Raw genomic sequence first — 18035 nt, 5'->3', positions numbered from 1 at the left:
TCTACACTCTTGAGCGACAGCGCTCACCAACCCCGTGCACCGTTAGTCCTGAATCCGTGCCGAGAGTCGTTGACGCTGCTCCCTTCGAGCGGTATCGGTAGCGGTACCGAAACCGATACCGATAACGATACCGAAACCGATACCGTCCATAGACCGCCTCTGAGCGTCTGACGTCTATAGCTCTCCAACTGGTGCCGTCGTGTGCCCCACCGAACCGCTCAGAAAAAGCGACACCGTAGTGTCCGCCGATCGCCTCAGATCTACCGGCGCGCGCATAGGTAGTGGGTACGCCGCTCCGGCAGCGGGGAGCGCGAAACGCGAGACACATGCTCCGAACCGCACGACTGCGAAACGATAGGCCGTTTCGCGAAACGCACTACCTTTCGAATCAATCTCGCAAAACGCGCGCGGATGTTGGCGTGTAGTTGGCAGGCGAACACTTCTTTAGAGGTAGATCTAAATACAAATCGAACACGATGAAACAGACAACGCTCCGGATCTCGGAGGACCTCCACGAGGAGATCGAGGCGGAGTCGGAGGAGACAGGGAAGTCGGTCTCGCGGATCATGCGCGAGCGACTCGGCGAGCCTCGCCTTCGCGAGGAGCTTCGCGACGAGCTCGACGACGTGGAGAGTCGTCTCCGCGACGAGTTCCGTGGCGAGATAGCCCGCATCGAGCAGCGTATCTCGGAACAACCACATGCCGAAGAAGCCCCTTCTCCCGACAGAACCACCGATACCGAACACGATACCGATAGCGATACCGCCACAGAACGACCGCTGTCGGACGCCCTCGCTGGGGAACAGGTGGATATCGCTCAGATCCTCCCGTCGGACGGCGACGTCCTCGAACGCGAGCGAGACGCCGTCGAGGCGTGTCTCCACACGCTCATAGTCGCGGGACGTGCGACCCGCGATGAACTCGCCGGCCTCTACGCGGACCACCCCGCCGGGCACGATGACCCCGAGGTGTGGCTGTCGGAGGTCATCACCCCGGTACTGTACGCCCTCGCTAAGGAGCGAGGCGCGCTCTACACACCGGAGGGGGAGGGAGGCGGCCGGTGGGTGGTTCCGTCGTCGATCACGCTGAGCGATCCGACACCGCCCGCGAGTGGTGACTGATATGTCGAGTGAGACACAACAGACAACCATGACGACCGAGGAGGACCACATCTCGCTCGACGAGAGCGGCGATACCACGCTGCCGATCGTCGAGATCCTCACTGGGCGCGGGTTTATCACCGGGAAGAGCGGCTCTGGAAAGTCGAACACGGCGAGCGTGGTCGTGGAGGAGTTGCTCGACCGAGGCTTCCCGGTCCTCGCGGTCGACACAGACGGCGAATACTGGGGGCTGAAAGAGGAATACGAGATTCTCCACGTCGGAGCAGACGAGGAGTGCGACCTCCAGGTCGGTCCAGAGCACGCGGAGAAGCTCGCCGAGCTTGCCCTCGAAGACAACGTACCGATCATCCTCGACGTGTCGGGGTTCCTCAACGACGAGGAGGCGAACGCCCTCGTTCGCGAGACCGCTGCGGCGTTGTTCACCAAGGAGAAGAAGCTGAACAAACCGTTCCTGATGCTGCTGGAGGAGTGCCACGAGTACCTCCCGGAGGGCGGCGCGCTCGACGAGACGGGCGAGATGCTGATCCGCGTCGCGAAGCGCGGCCGGAAGCGCGGCCTCGGCCTCTGCGGGATCAGCCAGCGCCCGGCCGACGTCAAGAAGGACTTCATCACCCAGTGCGACTGGCTGATGTGGCACCGGCTCACCTGGGACAACGACACGAAGGTCGTGCGCCGGGTGATCGACGCCGAGCGCGCCGACGCCGTTCAGGACCTCGGCGACGGCGAGGCGTTCCTGATGGCGGACTTCCTCGAAGCGGACGTTCAGCGCGTTCAGGTGCGGCGGAAGCGGACGTTCGACGCCGGCGCGACGCCGGACCTCGGCGAGTTCGAGCGGCCGGACCTGAAGAGCGTCGGTGGCGATCTCGTCGAGGAACTCGAAGCGATCTCCGAGCAGGAACAGCAGCGGCAGGACCGCATCGCGCAGCTTGAGGCCGAGATCGAGGCGCGCGAAGACACCATCGAGGAGCTTCGCGACGAGCTCGAACAGGCGCGCGACATGACCGACATGGCCGAGCAGTTCTCGCAGGCGTTGATGTCGTCGGCCGGCGGCGACGAAGGGGGTGAGGCACTCCAGGCGAAGATCGACGAGATCCGCGACGAGAAGAACGCCCGCATCACGGAACTCGAACAGGAGAACGAGGCGCTCCGCGACGATCTCCGCAAGAAGACCGAACAGGTGGCGGACCTCGAAGACCGCGTGGCGGACCTCGAAGAGTACGAGCAGGCCGTCGAGAACATGGACGAACTCCGCGAGGCGGCCGGGCGGATGAACGACGCCCTCGGGCTCGACACGGCGGCGTCCGACGAGAAGCTTCGAGAGCGGCTCGAACAGCGCGAGGAGCGCGTCCGTGAGTTGGAGTCCGAGGTGTCGCGGCTCGAAGAACAGGGCGGTGGCGTCAGCGTGCCGACCGACTACGAGGACTTCCTCGAAGAGGACGTCGTTCAGGACGCCATCGAGGACGCCAAGGACGGCGCGACGTGCTCGCCGCGGTACGTGAAGGGTGTCGTCGCTGCGATTCTCGAAGAAGGGGGCGAGGTCGACTACGACACCATCGCGGAGTACCTCGGCGTCTCGACGACGTCGGACGTGAGCAAGGCGTCGTCGGCGCTTCAGTCGCGCGGCGTCGTTCAGAAGACGCAGCAGCGCCCGGCGAAAGTGGACTTCGATCTCGATTCCGTCGCGGAGATCAAGGAGAAGAACCGCCGCCGTGACCGGGCGCAGGACATCATGGAGGAGCTGTGATATGAGTATGGACACACCCCGCGGCGGCACCCGCCCCCCGCTCCAGGAGCCAGCGTGTTTCCGGAATTCCCGCGCAAATTCCTTCCACAAACTCGCTGAAGACGCCGATCGGCCGGCGTGCATGGTCGGTAACCAGTCACCTCCGGGAAAATGGCGGGTTGCTGAGCACCGGGGCGAGCTCCCGCTGGGCGCCGGGCCGTGTAAGAGGTGCTTCGGCGATCCCGACCCTCCGAGCTCGCCGGGACCGACCTGCCCGCTCTGCCGTGAGCCGGTCGCGAGCGTCGGTATCGACACCCACCTCTCTGACTGTCCCGCCCGCGAGTGACTCGCCGAGAAAGTTGTCGCTACAACCTTTATACCGGGTGCGTGCGTCAGTTAGAGTAGACTGAGAGGCAGACGGCACGCCCGCCATGCTCCGGTCGGATGTGGTCGCTGACTCGTCCGCCGGAACGCGTCGCACCGCGCGACGGGCCGATTCTGCTCTCGGATAGATAGCGGCAGCGCGGTTCTAGCCGCCGCACGACAGTTATGACCCAGGTTCAAACCCGACGAGAGACATCTCCAACCGGTGGATCGACCCCGCGGGAGTCGCCCTACCCCCGCGAGAATTACTTTGCGAGCGTCGACGGCGCGTACGACTTTGAGCGCGAGACGCTCGACGAGTCGACACACCTCCACGTCGATCTAGAGCGAGGAACCTCAAAGGATGAGTGGATTCTCAAACAGCTCTGGAGTGACCGAGCGACGATGCTCTGTCCGTTCGCGATGTTCGAGGAGCCGGATCGCGGCGGGTCGGTCGCCGAGCTCTTCGCGTGGCTACACGCTGAGACCGTCGCTGAGCGCGCCGAGGTCGACGGCGAGCCGTGGGCGGTCGTCGACGACGCAGAGCTGTACGGCGGCCACACCGGCGCGCTACACCGCGAGAACCGACAGGTCGTGCTCACGGCACCGTCGGAGTACACGCCACCGTCGCCCTACCTCGGTGACGACGACGCTGCTCCGAGCGCGGAGTGGCGGGTAAATCCCGAACACGGATATCTCGTGCTCGGCGGCGTCGCTCGCGACCTCAGCAAGGAGGAGCTGCTCGGCAGCTTCGAGGAGATCGTCGACGGGATCGAGACGGACCCGCTCGACCGCGAGATCGCGGACGCCCGCCGACTCGTTCGGCAGCTGAAGACGACGGGCGGATACCGGGACATCGATATCCTCACGTACGTCATCGGCCGGCTCACGGCCGGCGAATCGGTCGCAGAGAGTTCGCTGGCGGGAGCCGGCGATCGCTGACTTCACACACAAACCATGTTACGAAAAATCGTATCCAACAGTCGAATCGCTCGCTCACTGACTCCGCGTCGCGTGCTGCCGTTCGCGTTGTTGTTCCTGATCGCCGACCTGGCGATCACCGCTGCGCTGCTCGGACTCGCCGTCGAGGCCAACCCGATCGCCGCGTGGCTCTTCGAGACGGTCGGGATGACGGCGACCGGGATCGTCGCCGTCGGGTTCGTCACGCTCGCGTACGCCGGACTCGACGTGCTCGATCGCTACGACCGGACGCGTAGTGTCGTCTCCGTCGGGCTCCTCGCAGTGTTGGTTGTCCCCGTCGTGTGGAATGCGGCGATATGGGTCCGACTCGGGACGCCCGACGTCGTGCTCGGTGGCGTCGTCGAGACGATCGCTCCGGTCGCGGTCGCTGGCGTCGTCGCGCTCCTCGCGACGAGCGTCGACGTCGACGTTCGGAATCTCCCGCGCCCCGATCGCGAATCGGCTTTTTCGGTCGTGTTCTCCGTGCTCATGGTGACGTCGATGGTTGGTGGGGTTGCGTTCGTCGGGACGCAGCCGTTTGGAGGGAGCGAACATGAGGGGACTGTGAAAGCAGAATCACCAGACGACCACGTGGTGTACTCGGGGTCAAGCGACAACACTGTGAAGGCGTTGGACGCAGAGACAGGGGATGAGATTTGGACGAGTACTGCACACTCGGATTCGGTGGAAGGAGTCTCTTCTTCCCCATCCGGCGACGTAGTGTACTCAAGCGCCCACGACAACACTGTGAAGGCGTTGGACGCAGAGACAGGGGATGAGATTTGGTCATCGAGTGCCCACTCTGATTGGGTGAGTTCGGTCTCTCCGTCCCCATCCGGCGGCGTGGTGTTCTCAGGATCCGCCGATGACACGGTAAAGGCGCTGGACGCAGAGACAGGGGATGAGATTTGGTCATCGAATACCCACTCTGATACGGTGGAAGGAGTCTCTTCTTCCCCATCCGGCGACGTAGTGTACTCGGCGTCATCGGACTATACAGTGAAGGCGCTGGACGCAGAGACGGGAGCGACGCTCTGGACATCGGGGCATTCGACCACGGTGTATACGGCCTCTCCGTCCCCATCCGGCGACGTAGTATACATAGGAACGAGTGACGGCGAGGTAAAAGCACTAGGCGCAGAGACAGGGGATGAGATATGGTCATCGAACCCTCCGGGGTATTTTGCAAATATGTATGAGGTCTCTCCGTCCCCATCCGGCGGCGTAGTGTACTCGGGGTCTTTTGACGAAGAAATATATGCATTGGACACAGGGACGGGAGATACGATCTGGTCATCGAGTGTCCACGGGTCTCGCGCTCGAACTGTGTCTGCGTCCCCGAACGGCGGCGTGGTATATTCAGGGTCAAACGACAACACGGTAAAGGCGCTGGACGCAGAGACAGGGGATGAGATTTGGACGAGTACTGCACACTCGGATGCCGTCGGCGCTGTGTCTGGTGAGTCTCCCTATGCCTCTCCTGAGTCCACCTACACCTTTGACGGCTGGGAGGACACCGCTCCGCTTCTCCGCGCGGTCGATCAGAACGGCGATCCGGTCCACAACGCAACGATCGAGGCGTGGTCAGTCGACGTCGACCAGGTCAGTGACGAGATCGAGGACAAGGAGGCAGAAGCCGAGCGGATTCTCGACGAGGTTGAGAACGTCGAACCCGAGGACTTCCGACCGCCCCAAGAGGTCGACATTACGTACGGCGATCTGACGGATCTGTTCGACGGCGACCAACCGGACGGCGTCTACCCGACTGCACACACCGAAGGCGACATGGGGATCGCCGGGTGGGCGGATACACATGACCTCATACCTCGCTTAGAGTTCGAGAGCGGCGAGACGGTCTATCTCTACGCGTGGGACGCGACCGAGGGCGCGAACATGGGGCTGACGAGTGATGGCGTTACGAGCGAGCACTACGGAGCGATCGCCGACGATCCGACGTTCACGATCACGAAGCTCGGGCCGAGCGGTGAGACGATGGACCATCACAACGTGACCTCTACGTCGGGGGAGGCGTACTCCGGTGGCGTGTGGCCGGCGAGTTACGAACACGATTACGCCACTGCTGACCTCCCGGATGGCTACTACATGGTTGAGGTTGCAGAAAGTGACGCTCCCGGATACGTGATCAAGGTCGGGGAGGCGACCGACGTGCTGACGAGCGAGCTCCGAGACGAGGCCGATCAACTCACCGAGCAAGCAGAAATGCTGCAATCGTATCTGGGTGAGGACACGTTGATGCGGGATCGCGTGAATGCGACGAAAACGCTGGTGAAGATGCATCACGAGCAGGACGGCATCCCGCCGATCGACATGAGCAAGATGGATTACGGGGATGGATACGTCAACCCCGGACTTGCGCCGTCTGGCTCCGATCCAACTGACCTAGAGCCGAATCGTCAGGAGTATTTCCCGGACGTCTCTGGGTCTGAGATCTACCTTCAGGGCTACAAGGGACCGGACGTCGGCATCGACGACTTCGAGGACCAAGATGCACAGGACATCATGGAGTTGGCACAGAGCGTCGATGGGACGATCTACGCCAGCACCGAGCCAAAGCGGGTTGATCTCAGCGAGTACGACGATCCGAACAACGCAACCATCGAGGTTGAGCTCCACAAGTTCGGCGGCGGGCTCAACCCCGATATCGAGACGCACGAAAACCGGCTGCAAGATCTCGCAGATCAACTGCTCAACGACTCGACTGCCGAGTTAGAGAGTGCGTTTCGCGACCTCGTTGGCGACTTGAACCTTGATGACCTAACGGAAGGGGAACTCAAAGACCGATTCGAGGAACTTGAAGAGCGGTTCGAGACGAACACCGACCTCGAAGAGCGGATCGAAGAGCTCCGGGGAGAGATAGAGAATCCGGACGACATGACCGAGGAAGAGCTTCGCGAGCAACTCGAAGACATGGAACGTGCGATCCAAGAGGAGCGCGCGGACGACCTTCAGGATGTCGTCGAACAAAACCAAGATCTCAAATACCGCGTCGAAGAGTTGACGGGCGAACTCGAAAGCGTCGAGAACGCCAGCGACGAGGATCTCCAAGCCCAACTCGCGGCAATGGAGCAGGCGCTCGCCGATATGGAGCAGGGGATGGAGTCCGGCCCCCCGAACTTCGATATCGTTGATGGCGCGCTCTCGGGTGAGGTACCGTTCATGGACGCGCTCGATGAGGATGCGACGGCAGTCATCCTGCATTATGAGGACGGCTCGTCCCGGACCTTGAGCGACGACTACTGGAGCGTCGAATCAGGCGGACTCCTCGACGATGGCGATACGGTCGTGGTCGATGAGTTCCCGGTGCCGGACGATCGGGCGGTCGCGGACGTTGACGTTCGGGCGGTCTCGCAGGCCGGAGCGATCGGGCAGGGCGGCGGGTCGGCGCTGAACCCGGCGTTCGAGGGAGAGATTCCTGACGTCGACGCGATCGACGTGTCAACGCTGCGGCCGGGGGTTGACGAGTCCGTCGGGATCGTCGCTCGGTCATCCGATGACAGCTTCGGTGCGACGGAGGGCGCACAGGTGTACGGGCCTGATGGGTCGGAACTGAACGTTACGCAGAACAACGAGCGCGTTCGGTTCACGCCTGAGACGGCCGGCACGCACACCGTGCGGTTGACGTACTCGAACGATATCGGCGGCGAGTTCACGGAGACGTTCCGAATCTCGGCGAAAGAGAGTCCGACCTCGAACCCGGCGACGCTCCGTGTGACGGACGGAATCGGTGGGGACCTGGTGCTCGCGGGTGACGGCCTCGAAAGCGGCTCACTCGACATGAGCGGTGATGAGGTTGACATCGTTGCACAGGCCCCCGGAGACGAATCTCCGAGCACGCTCGACATTCGGGCCGAGCAGCTCCGTGTCGACGCCATGAACGTCAACGTTGTACAGGGGAGCGACCAGCGGTCGGTCGATCGCCACGTCTCGTTGCGTGTCTACGCGAACTTCGATGCGGAGAACGCACTTGTCCACCGAGACGCCGGTCAGCCGATCACGGCAAGTGAGGACACCCGCTACGGGATGTTCGAGACGCGTAAATCCGACAGCGGGGACACGCACCAACTCGTCGAGACGTACACCGAGGCGGACGGGACGACAACCGTGCAGGTCAACCGCAACCCGTCCATCTTCGATCGCGCTCTCTACCAACTCGCGATCTGGGGGGTCGGCTTGCCGCTCTCGACGACACCGATCGCGCCGAGTGACGCCATCCTCACGATGAACACCTACACCCCGGCCGTCGACGAGGCGACGCCCGGCGAGGTCGTTTCGGAGTCAGCAGCGATCTAGAGGTCGGTTCTCCCACCCCTTACCCTGGGGTGAGAGCCTCCAAGATGCCGCTACGCATTCGGCGAGAGAAGGCAAAACCCGTTCGGCGGCCTTCTCACGTTACTATATTATAGTAACGTGGGGCCGATCACTCCACCGCTTCGAGTGTTCCCGGCTGCGTTCGCTCGTCTCGGCAGCGGTCTTCGCCGAGCTGCTCGTCGAGGCGCCGCGCGAGAACACCGGCCGCGTTCCGGTCGCGGTCGGCGGTGTCGACGGGGCAATCGGCGTCGGGACACTGGATACACGAGGACCACCGGGTCTCGACCCGACCGCCGCAGCGGTGGCACTCTTTCGAGCTCCCGTCGCGGTCGACTCGTCGGAGCGGGATATCCGCTTCGGCGGCGGCCTCCTCCAACCGCTCGCCGAACCGCGGGAGGATCCAGTGACCGGGTTCGGTGCCGCCGGCGACGAGCTTGATCAGTGGCGTCGGTGCGTCGTAGCTGCACTCCTCCAACGCGATCGCCGGCTGCTCGAACCCGCGGGAGTACGCGATTACTTGCTCGACTGCGGTCTCGACCTGCTGATCGAGGACCTCTCCGAGCTCGGTGAGCGACTCGGCCTCGCCGCGCCAGTGCTCGCCGCCCTCTTCAGCGAGATAGTTCATCCGGCGCCGAAACCCGTGGAGCACGCCCTTCACGGTACACGATCCCGCGTAGATCGCGTCTGGTTGGTCGGGGTGCGGCGACAGCGGAGCAGCGACAGCTATGTCTTTTACGCCGGGGTCGACGCCGACGATCGTGTGCTCCGTGCCGATCGTCTCGCGGTCGGTCATCGGTCCCCCTCACGTCGCTCCAGCTCCTCGGCGGCCTGGAAGATCGCTGCGGCGATCTCTCTTGCCTGTTCGGGTGAGACCTCTGCGAGCCCGCCGGCGCGTGTGTCCTCAGCGCTGCCCTCGATCGCGAGCTGGACCCCTTCGCTATCGTACGTCACTTCCAGCGTACGATCGGTGAGATCGTCGTCCTCGACGAGCCAGTCGGCGGCGGGGTCGTTCCCGCTTGTAAGCAGTGACTCCGGCGAGAAGACCCCTGTCGTGTAGAGCCCGCCTTTAATCGGGCCCCACTCGTCGACGGCGTCGATATCGTACTCCGCGTCGTTCCACCGCGCCGCAGCGAGAGCCGCGACACCCGCCAGGTACTGCCGGCGGGTCGCGCTCATCGGCCGCCCTCCGTCGCCTGCCGCACTGTCGCGTCGTCGAGGTCGCCAGCGCGAACGTCGCGGGCGTCGAAGGCGGTGTCGGCCTTGGTGGACGCGCCGCCGTCGGGACGCGCCTGCGTCCGCTCACGCGCCTCCGTGAGCCGCTCTGTGAGCGCCGCGGCCTCGGCGGTCGTCATTCCGTCGACGGCGGACCAATCGACCCCTTCGAGGAGATCGAGGACGTCGTCGAGCTGTGCTATCGTCGTCGGTTGCCCCTCGCCGGATTCAAGTCGGCTGGGGGCGGAGTCTCGTGTTGCCGTCATGGTGGCGGCACCTGTCTGGGGAGCCCTTACTCCCCGGACGTTTCCTACGACCCCGCTGAGAGTCGCGAACGTCCTCGGTGCCTACTCACACGGTCAAACGCTTGGCACTTAGTCTTTTCTCAAAAGGTAGTCCTTTCTGAATCATTCTCAAAAGACCCACCCTTTATATGCTACGCTGAGTAAACCAGAACTATGACGCGAATCGGGCTGTACGCCCGCGTCTCCACTGACGAGCAGGATGCCACTCGACAGATCGAGGAGGCGCGAGAGTACGCCCTCCGCGAGTACGGCGAGCCGGAGGTTGAGCTCTACGCCGACGTGATCGGCGGTGCCGAGGAACAGCGCGGTGAAGAGTACGAGCGGCTGTGGAGCGATATCGGCGACGGAAAGCTCGACGCCGTCGTAGTTCACGAGCTCTCCAGACTCTCCCGGCTCGGCGCCGGCGCGACGCACGAGTTCCTCGAACACGCGCTCGAACACGAAACGTCGGTCAAGGACCTGGAGGTCGGCCTCGAACTTGACCTCGACGACGGGATCGTCGACCGGGCGGTGAAGCAGCTGATCGCCGGCGTGATGGGCGACCTCGCTCGCGTGGAACACAAACAGAAGCTCCGGCGGATCAGGTCAGGGATCCGTGCGGCTCAGGAGGCCGGGAAGTGGACCGGCCGCCCTCCCCGCGGGTTCGAGGTCGACGACGATTCCCGCCTCCGTGTCGACGTCGAGGAGTTCCTCCGAACGCGGGAGGCGGTCGCGAGGGTCGAGCGCGGAGAGGGGAAATCGGCTGTCGCTAAGGACACGGGTGTTCCCGTGAGCACGCTCTCGCGGCTCCACGAGGAGCGTGCGGAGCTTTTCCTCGCAGGTGAGGGTGATGAGCTCGATGGGCGAGTCGACGCCGCCGTAGAGGAACTGCGGCCGATCGAAGATCTGCGGGGTGAACCGGCGGAGGACCTCGACGAGCGGATCCGCTCGGTCGTTCGGGAGGAGCTGGAGGCAGCCACCGATGAGTAACGACGAGACGATCGTTGAGGAGTACGAGCACGACTGCCGAATCGTGCGCGAGCACATCGAGGGAGAGGAGGACCGATTCCATTACGAAGGTCCGCTAGGGCGCGTGAAGTCGTTCTACTCCCCGGAGAAAGCGCGACTCTACGCCGACGTGCACACCGTCACCGGCGGGTTCCGTGAGGGGAAGACCGGGGAGCGGGGTGTTCCTCCGGCCGTTGCACGTGCTCGCGAGGATATCGTGATGGCGTACCTCGCCTCGAACCCCACGATGGGCGTCAAATGGGTCGCTCGCGCCTACGATCTCAGCGAAGAGCAAGTCCGCACGTACATCGAATTAGTTCAAAAACGAGCGGCTGAGATGCAAGATGGCGGCCCCGAAGAGGCTGATACGAATGAGTTCTAACGAGGAGACACTTGTACTACAGTATCACCACCCCGATGACCGACGATACTCCATCGAATTCATTACTAACGACCGCGAAGAGTGTGTGAGACGCGCGGACGCGTATACAGACAAGGAACACGTCACGCTGAAGCTGCGTGTAGAGCAGATTGGTGATGAATTGATTTATTTAATTTACACGTGGGAGAGCTACGACGCCGGACTTCCAGACTCTGATGACAACGGCGTGGAGTGGATTCTGGAGAATTTCACGCAACGGAGCGCAGTTGTCGTGTCGACCGTACTGGATATCTTTGATGGGATTCTTGAGGAGAAGGTGGACCAGGGCAATGAGTTCCGGACGTACAAGGGCATACACCTCGACCGTGTTCCAGACGTTCTGAGTCGGGTACAGTGGAAGCAGCCCGTACCCGACGTAGCGGCGGAGCTACTGTCCAATTTTGTGCTCATACACCCAATGCCGAACACCAACCACCGGACAGCAATCGGCTTGGTTGATCGCTATCTCACGTCCTACGACGCCGACTTCGAGATGCCCGACACAGGCGAGGAGGGAGAATGGTACAACTGGATTGCGGGGTTCATCTACGACTCAAAAAGGATTCTCACGCTACGGAATCACCTCGCGCTATTCCGGTGGGCAGAACACTACGGGTACGGTGCTGTTGAGCGGAAGGAAGGAATCGTCATCTCGTTTGACGATGTCGATCTCGATCGACGGGGCCACCACGAGTACTACACTCAACGGCACCGGGAGAAGACTCGGGAATTCGTGAGGCGACTGTTAGAAGAGGCAGATGTCACTCACCTACGGGAGGTCACTGATGATGGAAGAAGGGCGTTTATCGACAGGCTACAGGCGGAGTAAGCACTCAGTCTGGGAGGTTGGCGAGCTTCCGACCAACCTCACGCGAACCTTTACTAAGCTGGGACCGCTCACCAGCGCGGTCATTGAGGGCAGATCGAAGTTCTTCGTAATCCATGCTTGCTCTGATCTACGCCGCTCCCACTTATGAAGATGGTGTTCGAGCAAATTGTTCCCAATCAGCTGCTCCTCAACCCGGAGCAAATCTCTATAGCAGTAGGCCGGATTTCGCCGCCTATGTTGCGGTCGGGCGTAAACTAGACCCTGGTGTTGTCACCGACTTTCGCGTCCCTCACGTCGGCGTCGCGAACCGCATGGAGCGTCTCTTGGCCGTTGAGCCGGAAGGCAGCGGGATCACTGAAGTGGTAGGGGAGTTCGTGGTTGAGTGCGACCCTACGCACGCAGACAGACAAATCCTGAAACAGATGGTGTCAATTAACTACCTATATTGAATAACATGGCTCTGTTGAAAATCCTCTTCTTCAGATACAAACCACTCTGAAGCAGCCGGTCAATGAACCCTGCATACATAGTGACAACCGATCTACTCTGAGCTTCCACAGGATTAATGCTCTTCACTGGTCCTTGCCAAGATACATTATGACTATTTCTAGGGAAATGAGAGAATTCTTATTTTCGGTGATTGCTCCCGTGCCTTATCTTATCATTCTATTGATTGTATTGCAAATTCCTGCCGCTGCGAATCCAGCACCCTTCCTATTTGTGTACACCCTCGTTGTGTCGTTTTTCTATTTGATGCTAATCCGTACTGTTACCTTCACCCGGTCCAACTTATCGGAGCGGAAAGAAAACGCACCTTCTCCTAATACGAAATACGAGGGTACAACATACTCAGAACGCTTCTTGAATATTTCCTATGAGGCTCTCTTTTCTCACGATAGCGATGTCGAGCCAATTAGTGAATATTCAAACCGTCCCCTCTTTCGCTTCGCTGTCTATTCATTTTGGGGGTTTGTCTTCTCTATCGGCGCGTTCCTAATCAGCGGTAGTCTCTTGGGGAGGTTAGTGACTCTTGGCGCTCTCGACTCTATAGCGAATATTTCTGTTTCAAATGAAGCGTTCCAGAATGCACCCCTTGGAATGGTGAACTTCCTACTGGCCATCGTCCCGATCTTCGAAGGGCTTGACTTCGAAAATCAGGTGTTCATTGGCGGTGTGATGTTTTTGACTGGATTCTTCTTTCTGACCGCTGCTAGGAATCTATCAGAGATCTCAGATGACGTTCATAAGCGCATCCTCCGACTCATGGTAGCTTGGAATCCCTTGACCAAGAACGAGCTATTTCATGCCCTACTAATTACGGGCTTCTATGTGATTGTACTTTTCCTCACGTAACCCTTGGCCTGTTTAATTGATGAATCAGCTCCTCTGTACTGAGCGACCGAGGACGTGAAACCATCAACTACTGAGGGTTTCAACAAAGCCAATGACATATCTATCCAACCTCCCTTTGTTTACAGCGGCAACACGGGGTGTATCGGAGTACGTGTGCGGGTTCGAGGTCGACGACGACTCCCGCCTCCGCGTCGACACCGAGGAGTTCCTCCGAACACGAGAGGCTATCGCGAGAGTCGAGCGCGGGGAGGGGAAATCGACCGTGGCTAAGGACACGGGTGTCCCCGTGAGCACGCTGTCGGGGCTTCACGAGGAGCGTGCGGGGCTTTTCCTCGCAGGTGAGGGTGACGAGCTCGATGGGCGAGTCGACGCCGCCGTAGAAGAACTGCGGCCGCTCGACGAGCTGCGAGGCGAATCGGCGGAGGACCTCGACGAGCGGATCCGGTCGGTCGTTCGGGAGGAGCTGGAGGCGGCCACCGATGAGTAACGTCTCGGGGCTATGGGGACCTGGGCGATACAGGCCCCGGACCGCCCCAAACACACTTCAGACGCGGTATACCGGCAGACACCTATTGAACACAAATTTATCAGACTTATTACTTTATATGAATTCTAAGCCCATTCTACATAGTGGTGTTAGGAGGTCTATAACGCCTGAAATATATCCTGAGGGAGAAGTGTATTTACAAATATGTCTTAGGAAAGATATTAGTGGAGTGGCTCCAATTGGGGAACTACAACTCAGAGAGAAGCCACTAATCGATATCACTCATCGATATAAGCCAAAATGTCCCGCGCGACCACGCGGGACAACTTCTGAGCCGGCACAACCCCCTGTAAGTGGATGTGTGGGCTCGCGTGTTATTACTCCCGCCGTGGGGTAATAGTTTTTCCCTCGCTGGGGCACGCTGAGCTCACTAAAGGGGAGGTGTGCCGGGGTGATCCCGGACATGATCCAAAAATCACACCCCCACGACCGCACGAATCGGACGCTAGACACCTCTAAGCGGAGGATCAACCGATGAGCGATTGGATCGTCTGGGGGCTCGCTATCGGCGCTGTCGCCATTACCTTCGCCAACCCCGGCGGGTTTGTCATCGGCGCCGGGATCGCGTTACTCCTCCTCGGTGGCCGGTACGGGCTTCCGTTTATCGCCGACCTGATCCGGTCTCGGCAGCACGGCGTCGGCCGCGCGAAGGCCTCGCAGAAGGCACGGGAGAAGGTTCGCGGTGGCCGTGAGCGCGTCGAGGAGGCGCGCGACCACGTCGACGACGAGTGGAGGGAGCGTCGATGAGGGCCCGCGATCTCTCTCCAAATCCACCCGGTCAGGTGATCATGGTCGACGCCGAGCGCAGCGCGGCGTGTCAGGGCGGCGTGTGTACTCGCGACGGGCGGCGCGTCCGCGTGCGAGAGGAGACAACCGTCGAGACGAACCTGTGCCGTAAGCACCGCAAGGAGTTCCTCGGGGTGTCCTCGTAATGGTCGACGGATCACCGAGCGCCGGCTGGCGCGAGGTCGCCGATGAGATGGGCGTCGAGGCGGGCCTCGGCGAGTACGTCGAGGAGAACCGCGAGGACCTGGAGGCGCTCGCGGAGGAGGATTACCCCGTCTCGCCCGTGATTAAGACGCTCCTCACTCGCGTCGAACGGGGGGCCGTTTAATGCTCGCCGTCGAGCAACCCAGCGATCTCGTCGATCGCCTCGGCCCGGAGCTGGGGGTTGTCCTTCGCGGCGTTGCGGAAATCGAGGAGCCGCTCGGCGTCCTCGCCGTCCGCCTCGGCGAGCGACTCGACGATGAGGTCCTCCAGGTGCTCGGCCTTCCGCGCGGCGTCGGGCGCGAGCGCCTGCCCGCACCACACACACAGGTCCCGCTCGCGCGGCGTGTCCTCGCCGCAGCGCGGGCACTCGACCGGGGCCGTGGGGTCGGGCTCGGTCGTCTCAACGTCCTTCCCATGGACGCGGGCGAGCTCGCGATCCGCGTCCTCGGAGAACACCGAGACGTACCGCGCCGCGACAGAGCTGCCGCGGACCCACCCGTGATGGTCCTCCAAGTGCGGCTGCCGCATGCCGCGGCTCGCGAGGTAGCTCGCCGAGGACTTTCGGAAGTTCGTGGGGGTGACGGGCTTCGTAACGCCTGCTCGCTCCGCCGGCGATCCGAACATCTTGGTGATCATCTTGTACGACAGCGGCTCAGGCGCCGAGAGCTTCGACCACAGCGGCGCGTCGCCGTCGGTCGGCACCGGGTGGTCGGAGAGCCACCGTTGGACGTGCGGGACGGCGAGGATGAGCGTCACGGTGCGTTTGCCCTGCTTGCCGTTAACGGTGACCTGGAGGCCGTGTTTGTGATCGGTCACATCGCCGACGGTGAGTGCCTCAAATTCGCCGCCACGGAGCCCGGCGTCGAATTGAAGCGCGAGGGCGGCCGCGTCGCGGGCGTTCCGTGCCTCGTCGATCATCGGGAGGACGTCGTCCTCCCAGTCGAGCATCTCACCCGGCTCGGGCGCGGGGTCGTAGTTCGACGACGTCGACGACGAGATCCACGCGAGCGCGTCGGGGGTCTCGTCGCCGTCCGTGACGCGACGACCGAACACGCGGAGCGCGACGCGATAATCGCGGTTCGTCTCCTCGTTCGTCCGGTTCGTATGGATCCACCGCACCAACTCCTCGGCGGCATCGCGGTCGTCGAGCGCAGCAGCCACCCCTCCCACCTCCTCGGCCAAGATCGTGACGTGCCGGAGGAGCTTCAGTCTACGATGATCCGAATACTCCGAGTTAAGAAGTTGAAGCGTGCGGTCGAGTTCGAGCAGGGCGTCGCGGTCCGCCTCGGCGATCGCGTCGGCGCTCCGGATTCGGCCCCGGAGAGTGTCAAGTTCGTCGCTGGGATCGGTCACACACGCGATGAACACCGCACCCATCTTATAACCCCGGCTTTGAACCAATGGTTCAGCGCCCTCCTCCGGCTTCCACCTTTCTGTTTACATCCCACGTTGAATACTCGTAGTGTTCGTTCATTGAAGAATCCGTCCAATCAGTTGGGACCTGCGCACCAGGTCACGGGACGGTGGTCCGGAAATCATCCGTGTTCTGAGCATGTGGAGTGACGTGAGTGGCTGCCGCAGCGAATTTGGGGTTGCAACTTCGAGGTGGGGTGCTAACTCTCAGTTACGTGTGTGGCTAAGGAGTCACTGGAGTAAGCCACTGCCTCGCTTCGCTCGACAGATTACAGCAGAAACACAGGGAGTCGGCGCACCTGACCCGGAGCACCTTGCTAGAGTTGCTTGTGATGGCAATTCATAGGGCGAGTACTACACTCTACAACCTCACAAGGGTCCGTCTGAAACAACCTCGACGTCGCGATCTCCTCGAAGATACAACCCCTTCAACCCCACAAGGGTTCGTCTGAAACCGGTAGTGCTGATACAAATTCGTTCACGTACCACACTGCTTCAACCCCACAAGGGTTCGTCTGAAACCGGAGCGTCCAGTAGGGCGAGAGCCCGTACTCGCCGCTTCAACCCCACAAGGGTTCGTCTGAAACCGATCTCGACAGTGAGACCTTCGGCTGGGTGCAAGCTTCAACCCCACAAGGGTTCGTCTGAAACGCGCGCGCCTGTTCGCCGACGACGATCTCGTAATCGCTTCAACCCCACAAGGGTTCGTCTGAAACACGACGTCCTCCACCCACTCGGGGATCTGGTCGTTGCTTCAACCCCACAAGGGTTCGTCTGAAACACCGACCGAGATGGAGGTCGGCGACTCAACTGTTCAGGCTTCAACCCCACAAGGGTTCGTCTGAAACGATCGGCGTAATGTGGTCGACCTCCAGCGACCGGCCGCTTCAACCCCACAAGGGTTCGTCTGAAACTCGACGTAGTGACGCGGCAGCTCCTCTTTGTGCGCTCGCTTCAACCCCACAAGGGTTCGTCTGAAACCTTGATCGCGGCCCAACCGAAGAGGAGTTACGCGAGGCTTCAACCCCACAAGGGTTCGTCTGAAACGCGGGCAGGTGTGGCGATCCGACCGCCACGCACCGCTTCAACCCCACAAGGGTTCGTCTGAAACGCTCGCGACGGCCGCGTCTATCTGGTTTGAGCGGCTTCAACCCCACAAGGGTTCGTCTGAAACGCTCCCACGCAAGGAGGAGAGTTTCCCCCAGATGCTGCTTCAACCCCACAAGGGTTCGTCTGAAACTCGTTCGATCGGCGTCCGGCGGCGATCGTCGAGGACGCTTCAACCCCACAAGGGTTCGTCTGAAACCGCGTCGATCGAGCACGCGTTGCACCGTCGCGACCGGCTTCAACCCCACAAGGGTTCGTCTGAAACACGCACTCGACGACCGCGAGTTTGAGCTGTTGCTCGCTTCAACCCCACAAGGGTTCGTCTGAAACCGGCGCCGGTGACGTCGGCGTCCTCGTCGAACCAGAGCTTCAACC

16 protein-coding genes and 1 CRISPR repeat array (1 of these 17 only partly in view) are annotated in these 18035 nt (G+C 61.5%); of the genes, 12 read left to right on the top strand and 4 right to left on the bottom strand.

Annotated features, from left to right (window positions below):
- Positions 1-476: 476 nt before the first annotated feature.
- The 4 genes from ACNSN7_RS03935 (at position 477) to ACNSN7_RS03920 (ending at position 8478) form a co-directional block, all read left to right on the top strand.
- A complete protein-coding gene (locus ACNSN7_RS03935) occupies positions 477-1121 on the top strand; it encodes a hypothetical protein (protein ID WP_418280824.1) in 645 nt (214 codons plus the stop codon).
- 28 nt (positions 1122-1149) lie between these two features.
- Positions 1150-2865 carry a helicase HerA domain-containing protein gene (locus ACNSN7_RS03930; RefSeq protein ID WP_418280822.1) on the top strand — a complete coding sequence of 572 codons (1716 nt, stop codon included), beginning with the start codon at positions 1150-1152 and terminating at the stop codon, positions 2863-2865.
- A gap of 528 nt (positions 2866-3393) precedes the next feature.
- A complete protein-coding gene (locus tag ACNSN7_RS03925; RefSeq protein ID WP_418280821.1) occupies positions 3394-4149 on the top strand; it encodes a hypothetical protein in 756 nt (251 codons plus the stop codon).
- Between the two features lie 246 nt (positions 4150-4395).
- Positions 4396-8478 carry an outer membrane protein assembly factor BamB family protein gene (locus ACNSN7_RS03920; protein WP_418280819.1) on the top strand — a complete coding sequence of 1361 codons (4083 nt, stop codon included), beginning with the start codon at positions 4396-4398 and terminating at the stop codon, positions 8476-8478.
- A 127-nt stretch (positions 8479-8605) separates the two neighbouring features.
- Here the strand turns inward: ACNSN7_RS03920 and ACNSN7_RS03915 are convergent, their stop codons facing one another.
- Genes ACNSN7_RS03915 through ACNSN7_RS03905 form a run of 3 tightly spaced genes read right to left on the bottom strand, consistent with a single transcriptional unit; the run spans position 8606 to position 9974 of the window.
- On the bottom strand, positions 8606-9289 hold the full coding sequence (locus tag ACNSN7_RS03915) for a zinc ribbon domain-containing protein (RefSeq protein ID WP_418280818.1): 684 nt from the start codon (positions 9287-9289) through the stop codon (positions 8606-8608).
- Positions 9286-9672 (bottom strand): hypothetical protein, encoded by a 387-nt coding sequence (locus ACNSN7_RS03910; protein ID WP_418280816.1) that lies wholly within the window; start codon positions 9670-9672, stop codon positions 9286-9288. Before ACNSN7_RS03910 ends, ACNSN7_RS03915 begins: the two co-directional genes overlap by 4 nt.
- Positions 9669-9974 (bottom strand): hypothetical protein, encoded by a 306-nt coding sequence (locus ACNSN7_RS03905; RefSeq protein WP_418280815.1) that lies wholly within the window; start codon positions 9972-9974, stop codon positions 9669-9671. Before ACNSN7_RS03905 ends, ACNSN7_RS03910 begins: the two co-directional genes overlap by 4 nt.
- A gap of 192 nt (positions 9975-10166) precedes the next feature.
- On the opposite strand from ACNSN7_RS03905, the gene ACNSN7_RS03900 reads away from it, so the two are divergent.
- The 8 genes from ACNSN7_RS03900 to ACNSN7_RS03865 all read left to right on the top strand — a co-directional run bounded on the left by ACNSN7_RS03900 (position 10167) and on the right by ACNSN7_RS03865 (position 15264).
- A complete protein-coding gene (locus ACNSN7_RS03900; RefSeq protein ID WP_418280814.1) occupies positions 10167-10982 on the top strand; it encodes a recombinase family protein in 816 nt (271 codons plus the stop codon).
- Positions 10975-11382: a hypothetical protein gene (locus ACNSN7_RS03895; RefSeq protein ID WP_418280813.1), complete on the top strand. Its 408-nt coding sequence runs from the start codon at positions 10975-10977 to the stop codon at positions 11380-11382. Before ACNSN7_RS03900 ends, ACNSN7_RS03895 begins: the two co-directional genes overlap by 8 nt.
- Entirely contained in the window at positions 11345-12250 is a 906-nt protein-coding gene (locus tag ACNSN7_RS03890; protein ID WP_418280811.1) for a DUF8172 family protein, read from the top strand. The genes ACNSN7_RS03895 and ACNSN7_RS03890 overlap by 38 nt, the downstream gene beginning before the upstream one ends.
- A gap of 597 nt (positions 12251-12847) precedes the next feature.
- Positions 12848-13603, top strand: coding sequence for a hypothetical protein (locus tag ACNSN7_RS03885; protein WP_418280810.1), 756 nt, complete (start codon positions 12848-12850; stop codon positions 13601-13603).
- Between the two features lie 91 nt (positions 13604-13694).
- Positions 13695-14090: a hypothetical protein gene (locus ACNSN7_RS03880; protein WP_418280808.1), complete on the top strand. Its 396-nt coding sequence runs from the start codon at positions 13695-13697 to the stop codon at positions 14088-14090.
- A gap of 534 nt (positions 14091-14624) precedes the next feature.
- Complete coding sequence (locus tag ACNSN7_RS03875; protein WP_418280807.1) at positions 14625-14897, top strand: hypothetical protein; 273 nt, start codon at positions 14625-14627, stop codon at positions 14895-14897.
- Entirely contained in the window at positions 14894-15082 is a 189-nt protein-coding gene (locus tag ACNSN7_RS03870) for a hypothetical protein (RefSeq protein WP_418280806.1), read from the top strand. Before ACNSN7_RS03875 ends, ACNSN7_RS03870 begins: the two co-directional genes overlap by 4 nt.
- Complete coding sequence (locus ACNSN7_RS03865) at positions 15082-15264, top strand: hypothetical protein (protein ID WP_418280804.1); 183 nt, start codon at positions 15082-15084, stop codon at positions 15262-15264. The genes ACNSN7_RS03870 and ACNSN7_RS03865 overlap by 1 nt, the downstream gene beginning before the upstream one ends.
- Here ACNSN7_RS03865 and ACNSN7_RS03860 read toward each other — a convergent pair.
- Positions 15261-16493: a tyrosine-type recombinase/integrase gene (locus ACNSN7_RS03860; RefSeq protein WP_418280802.1), complete on the bottom strand. Its 1233-nt coding sequence runs from the start codon at positions 16491-16493 to the stop codon at positions 15261-15263. The genes ACNSN7_RS03865 and ACNSN7_RS03860 overlap by 4 nt on opposite strands.
- 420 nt (positions 16494-16913) lie before the next feature.
- A CRISPR array of direct repeats spans positions 16914-18035; the repeat unit is 30 nt; unit sequence GCTTCAACCCCACAAGGGTTCGTCTGAAAC (it continues 4328 nt past the right edge of the window).

This window comes from Halorubrum rarum, assembly GCF_048380895.1.
Taxonomy (GTDB): domain Archaea; phylum Halobacteriota; class Halobacteria; order Halobacteriales; family Haloferacaceae; genus Halorubrum.
The sequence above is the reverse complement of the archived record's forward strand: the minus strand, read 5'-3'. Positions and strand labels throughout refer to the sequence as shown.